7 protein-coding genes are annotated in these 6,898 nt (G+C 63.6%); 5 read left to right on the top strand and 2 right to left on the bottom strand.

The annotated features are described in order from the left end of the window. The first annotated feature begins 776 nt into the window (after positions 1-776). The 3 genes from JOZ76_RS09535 to JOZ76_RS09525 all read left to right on the top strand — a co-directional run bounded on the left by JOZ76_RS09535 (position 777) and on the right by JOZ76_RS09525 (position 2,472). On the top strand, positions 777-1,490 hold the full coding sequence (locus JOZ76_RS09535) for a 3-keto-5-aminohexanoate cleavage protein (protein WP_291698374.1): 714 nt from the start codon (positions 777-779) through the stop codon (positions 1,488-1,490). Between the two features lie 356 nt (positions 1,491-1,846). Then, on the top strand, positions 1,847-2,254 hold the full coding sequence (locus tag JOZ76_RS09530; protein ID WP_366113869.1) for a Uma2 family endonuclease: 408 nt from the start codon (positions 1,847-1,849) through the stop codon (positions 2,252-2,254). Continuing rightward, positions 2,251-2,472 carry a hypothetical protein gene (locus JOZ76_RS09525; protein ID WP_291698373.1) on the top strand — a complete coding sequence of 74 codons (222 nt, stop codon included), beginning with the start codon at positions 2,251-2,253 and terminating at the stop codon, positions 2,470-2,472. The genes JOZ76_RS09530 and JOZ76_RS09525 overlap by 4 nt, the downstream gene beginning before the upstream one ends. Before the next feature lie 311 nt (positions 2,473-2,783). Here the strand turns inward: JOZ76_RS09525 and cysC are convergent, their stop codons facing one another. Together cysC and cysD are read right to left on the bottom strand one after the other, a co-directional pair. Continuing rightward, a complete protein-coding gene (gene cysC / locus JOZ76_RS09520) occupies positions 2,784-4,700 on the bottom strand; it encodes an adenylyl-sulfate kinase (RefSeq protein ID WP_291698372.1) in 1,917 nt (638 codons plus the stop codon). 21 nt (positions 4,701-4,721) lie between these two features. After that, entirely contained in the window at positions 4,722-5,516 is a 795-nt protein-coding gene (gene cysD / locus JOZ76_RS09515) for a sulfate adenylyltransferase subunit CysD (RefSeq protein ID WP_291698375.1), read from the bottom strand. Between the two features lie 279 nt (positions 5,517-5,795). Here cysD and JOZ76_RS09510 point away from each other — a divergent pair, with 279 nt between their 5' ends. Beyond that, positions 5,796-6,128, top strand: coding sequence for a DUF2849 domain-containing protein (locus tag JOZ76_RS09510; protein ID WP_291698371.1), 333 nt, complete (start codon positions 5,796-5,798; stop codon positions 6,126-6,128). 12 nt (positions 6,129-6,140) lie between these two features. Continuing rightward, a partial coding sequence (locus JOZ76_RS09505) for a nitrite/sulfite reductase (RefSeq protein WP_291698370.1) occupies positions 6,141-6,898 on the top strand: 758 nt, incomplete at its 3' end.

Genomic DNA, 6,898 nt, shown 5'->3' with positions numbered 1-6,898 from the left:
TGGGCACGGCGCAAGCGCCTTTGCCCACCCTACGGCACTTCGCTTCGCTCGCAATGACGTCACTGTTTGAGGCACGCGCCCACGTTCTCGCGGCGGAAATCCGTCCGAGCTGTTGATCGCAATTCGCCCTCGATAGATGAGAGGGCGCAGGGAATGCCGGGTGAAGGCCTCACCCATGGCCCCCGTGCAGTAAAAAAGCACGGGGAAGGAACCACAGGTTCAGCCGGATCATCCGGCATTCCCTGCGCGACGGTGTTACGGCTTATAACGCGCTCTCCCCGGGGACCGGGCTTTCTTGCCCCCGTCATCAGCGAGATCATCTCTCGCCGACTTGACCTCAGCGTCGGGAGGCCAGGACCACATGCCTTCGCCGTCCGCGCCGACGATGCTCGTCTCGCATCATCTTCGCGGCCATCGCATCCCCGCCTCACGTCTCGTGACGATCGCGATACGCCCCTCCGCAAGCGAGGCGGGATGTGCAACCGTACTTCGTTTTTTCAGAATAGGTCAAACGAATTATTTTTGCGCGCGGGGCTTTACAGGCTTGCCGGGCTGGTCACTGATTTGCCCGACGGGCAGTCACGGTGCTTGTCACATAGAGCGCGATGCCCGATTGCTGAAACTGCGCGCCGTCGTTCAACGGGCACAGCCCCCATGGCGGGGAGCCGCTCCCCGATCGACTGGGTCGTGAATGACCGGTTGCTGCAATCGTCATCGACATGGAGACGCCATAAGATGGAGCAAAACGGAATGATGTCGGAGCCACGAGAACGCAAATGCTGCAAGCCTGCCTGAACGGTGGATTATCGAAGTCTACGCATCCCGGAGTGCCGATGTCGGCATCGGAGCTTGCATGTGACGCCGTCGCCGTACGAGCGGCCGGCGCGGAGGAGCTTCATATTCACGTTCGCGCAGAGGACGGCGCGGAAACCCTGGAGCCGTCCGCTCTTGCTAAGACCATCCAAGCTATTCGACGCGCTGTCCCTGGAATGCCGATCGGAGTCGGGACCGGTGCTTGGATCATGCCGGGAGGCCGGCGGCGACATCGTCACATTCGCGACTGGACGGAGAAACCCGACTACGCCTCAGTTAACTTGGGCGAAGCGGACGCACCCGAGGTGATAGACCTCCTGACAATTGGTGGTATCGACGTTGAAGCAGGGCTTTGGAACAGCCAAGACGCTGAGAGATTCGTCGCCGAAATAGATTTCAAGAAATGCCTGCGAGTTTTGGTAGAAATGACCAGCGGCAATGGTGAAGAGGCGTTGAGAGAGGCGTACCAAGTTTTCTCGATACTTGGGAGAGCAGATTGCGCTTTGCCTATCCTGTTGCATGGAGAAGCCGGTAGCGTTTGGCCCTGCGTTCGCGAGGCCTGGCGCCTCGATCTCTCGACCAGGATTGGCTTCGAGGACGGAGTTCACCTACCGAATGGTGCTGTGGCTGCGAACAATGCCGATCTGGTCCGCGCAGCAATACAACTTCGCGGATAACCCCACCGTGCTGGGCCCATTACGCCTTTTGCAGCCGCGCGCCAATTTGGTCGCTTTCGAAACAATTTGGACATTCCGCGAGCCGCACTGACCGAGCCCGACTCTGGGAAACAGCAAGCGTAGGGTGGGTTAGCGGCTGCCTTGCCTCGAAGCGGCGAAGGCAGCCGCGTAACCCACCGTCGTCACGCAGTGTTTAATTCCAGTCGCAGGCGCGGAAACGGAATCCGACCGTCGTTGCGCGTTCGTTCCAGCGGATCTATCGAACACGGCGGCCGCTAACCCACCTACGCGGTATGCGACGATCATCGGGACTCTCAACCGATCTTCCGAGGTGGTACTGTCATCGAGCGTGATGGATGTCGCCGATGCAAATTGCCGTTCATGAAAGCCGAACCGACCGGATGTCTGGTGCGGAGTTCCGGGCCTTCCAGGCCAGACGACCGGATCACGAGCGCTGGGAACTCCTCGGAGGTGTCGCCATGATGACGACCCCTCCGACGATTGCCCATAACCAGATCTCGAGCAATCTGGAGCGGCTCCTGAACCACGGGCTGGCGCAGCACGCGCCATCGCTGCTTGCGACACAGCGGCCGGGCCTCGACCTCGGCGAAGGCGACTACAGAACTGAGCCTGACGTCGGCGTCATCGACGCCGACTACGATGCCGGCCAGCGCTTCGTTGCGAGGGCGCACCTACTGGCGGAGGTGGTGTCCGACACCGACACGATGATCTGCCCGACACGGATCGCCGGTGGATCGACGTGAAGCGGGGTCTCTATGGCTCACATCCTCACTGTACGGCCGTGCTCGTCATCGCGCAGGATCGCATGGAGGCCGAACTCGATCTCAAGACCGACGCGGGCTGGACGTCCTCGGTCCTGCAAGGCGGCGACGCGGAACTGTCGATCCCGGGGTTCGGTCTGCGCTGCTCCGTTGCTGATCTCTACGAGAGGACCCCGCTGCAGCCGCGCTCGCGTGGATAGGGTTGCTGTATTCTCCCGTCATTGCCCGGCTTGACCGGGCAATCCAGTAAGCCGCGGCCCATCGGCTCAATCACCGACGTCTCTGGAGTACTGGATGCCCCTCATGCAGCGGGGCATGACACGGGAGTGGGTTAGCGCCTGTCTTGCTCGAATAGGCGAAGGGAGGCGCATAACCCACCGTCGTCATGTGATGCATGATTGCAGCCGGTGCACGGAAACAAAGACGGTTGGTTACCCGACCGCCGTTGCGCGATCGTTTCCGGCGGATCTATCGAGGACGGCGGCCGCTAACCTACCCTACGCGGTCTTGCTCAAATGTTCGCGGCGAGATCGGTGAGTTCGTCGAACAGGACTCCAGTGTCCGCCAACATCCGCTCGATCTCGTCGGTGGCGTCAGTGAGCGGCCTCCTCGAGGTGTCGATCACGAGCTCGCTTTTCTCCGGCGGCTGGTAGTCGTTGCCGATCCCCGTAAACCCCTTCAGCGCACCGGCGCGGGCTTTTGCGTAATGGCCCTTCGGATCGCGCTCCTCGCAGACCTCCGCCGGCGTGGCGACATAGATCTCGCGGAACGCCGTATCGGCGATGCGGCGCGCCGCGGCGCGGTCGTCCCGCGCGGGCGAAACCGCCGCGACGATGGCGATGTGGCCGTTCCGAGCGAGGTGGGTCGCGACCTCGGCGATGCGGCGGATGTTTTCGCTGCGGTCCTCGGGCGAGAAGCCGAGATCGCCGTTCAGGCCGGCGCGCAGGGTGTCGCCGTCGAGCAGGATCGGCGAGCCGCCCCGTGAAAACAGCCGCCGCTCCAGCGCGCGCGCCAGCGTCGACTTGCCGGCGCCGGGGAGGCCGGTGAGCCAGACCACGGCGCCGTTGTGGCGATAGCGCGCCGAGCGTTCGTCCGGCCGCAGCGCCGATTCCACCGGCACGATGTCGACGGGGACCGCGCGGCGCGCGGCGTCGACCGACAGCACGAGGCCGCCGCCGGCGATGCGGCCATTGAGCTCGATGACCAGCCGGCCGAGGCGCGGGTTATGAGCATAGGCATCCGCGGCGATCGGCTGCGCCAGCGAGATGTCGATCTCGCCGACATGGTTGCGGCCGATCGCGGCATTTTCGACGCTCGACAATTCGCCGGGATCGACCGCCTTGTCGATCGCGACCACGACGGCGCGCGCCTCGCGGGTGCCGAGCCGGACCAGGATCGCAGCGCCCACCGCGAGCGGCTTGTCGTGCAGCCAGAAGATCCGCGCGCGAAGCCGGCGGGTGTCCTGCGGGCTCTGACCGACATGCGCGATCACGTCGCCGCGCTCGACAAACAGTTCGCGGTCGAGCGTGATGCCGACCGAGCGGCCGGCACCCTGCTTAGCTGTCAGCGACGTGACCGGCCAGCTCTCCACGGACTTGATCTTGGCGATCTTGCCGGCGGGCATGATGACGATCTCGTCGCCGGCGACAAGACTGCCCGACTCGATGCGGCCCGCGACGATGCGGCGGTCGTCGAACTTGTAGATCGCCTGCACCGGCAGCCGCAGCGGCAACGCTTCCAGCGGCCGCGCCGGCTCGAGCGCGTCGAGCGCCTCGACCACGGTCGGCCCGCGATACCAGCCGATCCGCGGCGTATGAATCTTGACCCCGTCGCCGTCGCGCGCCGAGATCGGAATGATCGCCGCCGGATTGACGCCAAGGCCGGCCAGGTGCGCGGAAATCTCGTCGCTGATCTCGGCAAAGCGCGGCGCCGAAAAATCCACGCGGTCCATCTTGTTGACGACCACCACGACCTGCTTGATGCCGAGCAGATGCAGCAGGTAGCCGTGGCGGCGGGTCTGGTCGCGCACGCCTTCGAGCGCATCGATGATCAGCACCGCGCCGTCGGCCTGCGACGCGCCGGTGATCATGTTGCGCAAGAATTCGGCATGGCCGGGCGCATCGATCAGCACGACGTCGCGCGCATTGGTGCGGAAGCGGATCTGCGTGGTGTCGATGGTGATGCCCTGATCGCGCTCGGTCTGCAGCGCGTCGAGCAGGAACGACCATTCGAACGGCATGCCGCGCCGTGCGCTGACGGCTTTCAGCATCTCCAGCTTGCCCTCGGGCAGGCTGCCGGTCTCATGCAGCAGACGGCCGACCAGCGTCGACTTGCCGTGATCGACATGGCCGACGATGACGATGCGCACTTGCGGGCGGGTGGTGCCGTTCGGGGTTGCCGAGAGGGCCGCAGGGAGGATCATGTTCATGGGCTGCCACGCAAGAAGTTGTCAGAGATAGCCGGCGACACGGAGCCGCTCGAACGCATCTTCGGTCTCGTGATCGAGCGCGCGGCCGGCGCGCTCCGGCACCTTGGTCTTTTCCAGTTCGACCAGGATCTCGTCGATGCTCGATGCACTGGACGCGACCGGAAACGTGATGTCGGCATCGCCGAGCGAACGATAGCGCTTGCCGTTCTTGGCGAGATAAAGCGGAATGATCGGGATGTTTTCGCGCCGCGTATAGGCCCAGATGTCGGCCTCGGTCCAATGCAGGATCGGGTGGATGCGCAAGTGCGCGCCCGGCGGCGGCGAGGCGTTGAAATGATCCCAAAATTCCGGCGGCTGGTCGCGCACGTCCCATTCGCCTTCGGTGCCGCGCGGCGAGAACACGCGCTCCTTGGCGCGCGTCGCTTCCTCGTCGCGGCGGATGCCGGCGATCAGCCCATCAAAGCCGTGCTTGACGAGGGCGAGTTTCAGCCCCTCGGTCTTGCGCGCGGCTGAACGCGCCGCCGGCGGCAGCGTCGGGTCGACCGCGTCGATGGGCGGGCAGGGCTCGACCTTCAGATCGAGTCCCCATTCCCGCGCGTAGGCGTCGCGGAAAGCGTACATTTCGGGAAACTTCTTGCCGGTGTCGACATGCATCGCCGTGAACGGCACGCGGCCGAAGAAGGCCTTGCGCGCGAGCCAGATCATGACGTTGGAATCCTTGCCGAGCGACCACAGCAGCGCCAGCTTCTTCAGCCGTGCAAACGCCTCGCGGAGGATGTAGATGCTCTGCGCCTCGAGTTCGTCGAGGTGATCCATGCCGGGCGCTTCAGCGGAAATTTGCGGCACGAAAGATGCTTGGTTGAGGCTGGCGCCAGCCAGCCGGTCCTTGGCGGATTCACTGTTGAGAAGATGCATCTCTCGGGCTCGATTCCAGGAGGAGAAATTTCTATATCTGCTTCGCCTTGTGGAAGAAATAAATTTCTATTTGAGGCGGGTTGCAGAGACATATATAGAAAAAAATTCCAGTCAACCCTAGACATTGCGACAATCCTCCTCTACCTCAATTGGCACGTTAAACCTTTCGGAATCCGTCCCATGACCTCTCCGCTCGAGCAGAAAAAGATCAAGATCACAGGGCCGTCGGTCGTCACGGCCAACCGCACCGTCGACGGCGCGGTGATCTACCGGACCGCTCAGAAGGACTGGTCGACCGATCTCGCCCATGCCGCGATCGTCCGCGCCGCCGATGAAGCGCGCACGCTGCTAGCCGAATCCGTCGCCGACGATGTCGGTGCGGTGGGCGCCTATATCGCGCCGGTCGAGGTCACCAACGGCAAGATCGCCCCGGGCAATCTTCGCGAACAGATCCGCCGCTCCGGCGTGACGATCAACCTTCTTCCCGCGATCGGCCTGCCGGTCCAGGCGTAAGGCGCTTCGCTCATGTATGCCTACGACGAAATCGACCGCACGCTGGTCAACGAGCGCGTCGCCGAATTTCGCGACCAGGTGAAGCGCCGCCTGTCCGGCGAACTCACCGAAGACGAGTTCAAGATGCTGCGGCTGCAGAACGGCGTGTACCTGCAACTGCATGCCTACATGTTCCGCGTCGCGATCCCCTATGGCACGCTGTCGTCACGGCAGCTGCGGGCGCTTGCGCATGTGGCGCGGCGCTACGATCGCGGCTATGGCCATTTCACCACGCGCCAGAACATCCAGTTCAACTGGATCAAGCTGAAGGACTTGCCGGACGCGCTCAGCGATCTCGCCGAAGTCGGCATCCACGCGATGCAGACCTCGGGCAACAACACCCGCAACGTCACCTCGGACCAATGGGCCGGGGTCGCGCCGGGGGAGATCGAGGATCCCCGCATCTGGGCCGAATTGATGCGGCAATACACCACGCTGCATCCGGAATTCTCGTTCCTGCCCCGCAAATTCAAGATCGCGATCACTGCCTCGGCGCATGATCGCGCCGCGATCAAGATCCACGACGTCGGCCTGCGCCTGCACAAGAACGCCGACGGCGAGACCGGTTTTGAGGTGCTGGTCGGCGGCGGGCTCGGCCGCACGCCGTTCATCGCCAAGACCATAAAACCGTTCGTGGCCGGGCGCGACATCCTGAGCTATCTCGAAGCCATCATGCGCGTCTACAACCAGTACGGCCGCCGCGACAACATCTACAAGGCGCGCATCAAGAT

The organism is Bradyrhizobium sp. (assembly GCF_019244115.1).
Taxonomy (GTDB): domain Bacteria; phylum Pseudomonadota; class Alphaproteobacteria; order Rhizobiales; family Xanthobacteraceae; genus Bradyrhizobium.
This window is presented reverse-complemented; position numbering and strand designations above follow the sequence as displayed.

Bases quoted from the DNA above. Each gene is read 5' to 3' on its own strand.
- JOZ76_RS09535 (WP_291698374.1), top strand. From the start codon at position 777: ATGCTGCAAGCCTGCCTGAACGGTGGATTATCGAAGTCTACGCATCCC.
- JOZ76_RS09530 (WP_366113869.1), top strand. From the start codon at position 1,847: ATGTCGCCGATGCAAATTGCCGTTCATGAAAGCCGAACCGACCGGATG.
- cysC (WP_291698372.1), bottom strand. From the start codon at position 4,700: ATGAACATGATCCTCCCTGCGGCCCTCTCGGCAACCCCGAACGGCACC.
- cysD (WP_291698375.1), bottom strand. From the start codon at position 5,516: ATGGATCACCTCGACGAACTCGAGGCGCAGAGCATCTACATCCTCCGC.
- JOZ76_RS09510 (WP_291698371.1), top strand. From the start codon at position 5,796: ATGACCTCTCCGCTCGAGCAGAAAAAGATCAAGATCACAGGGCCGTCG.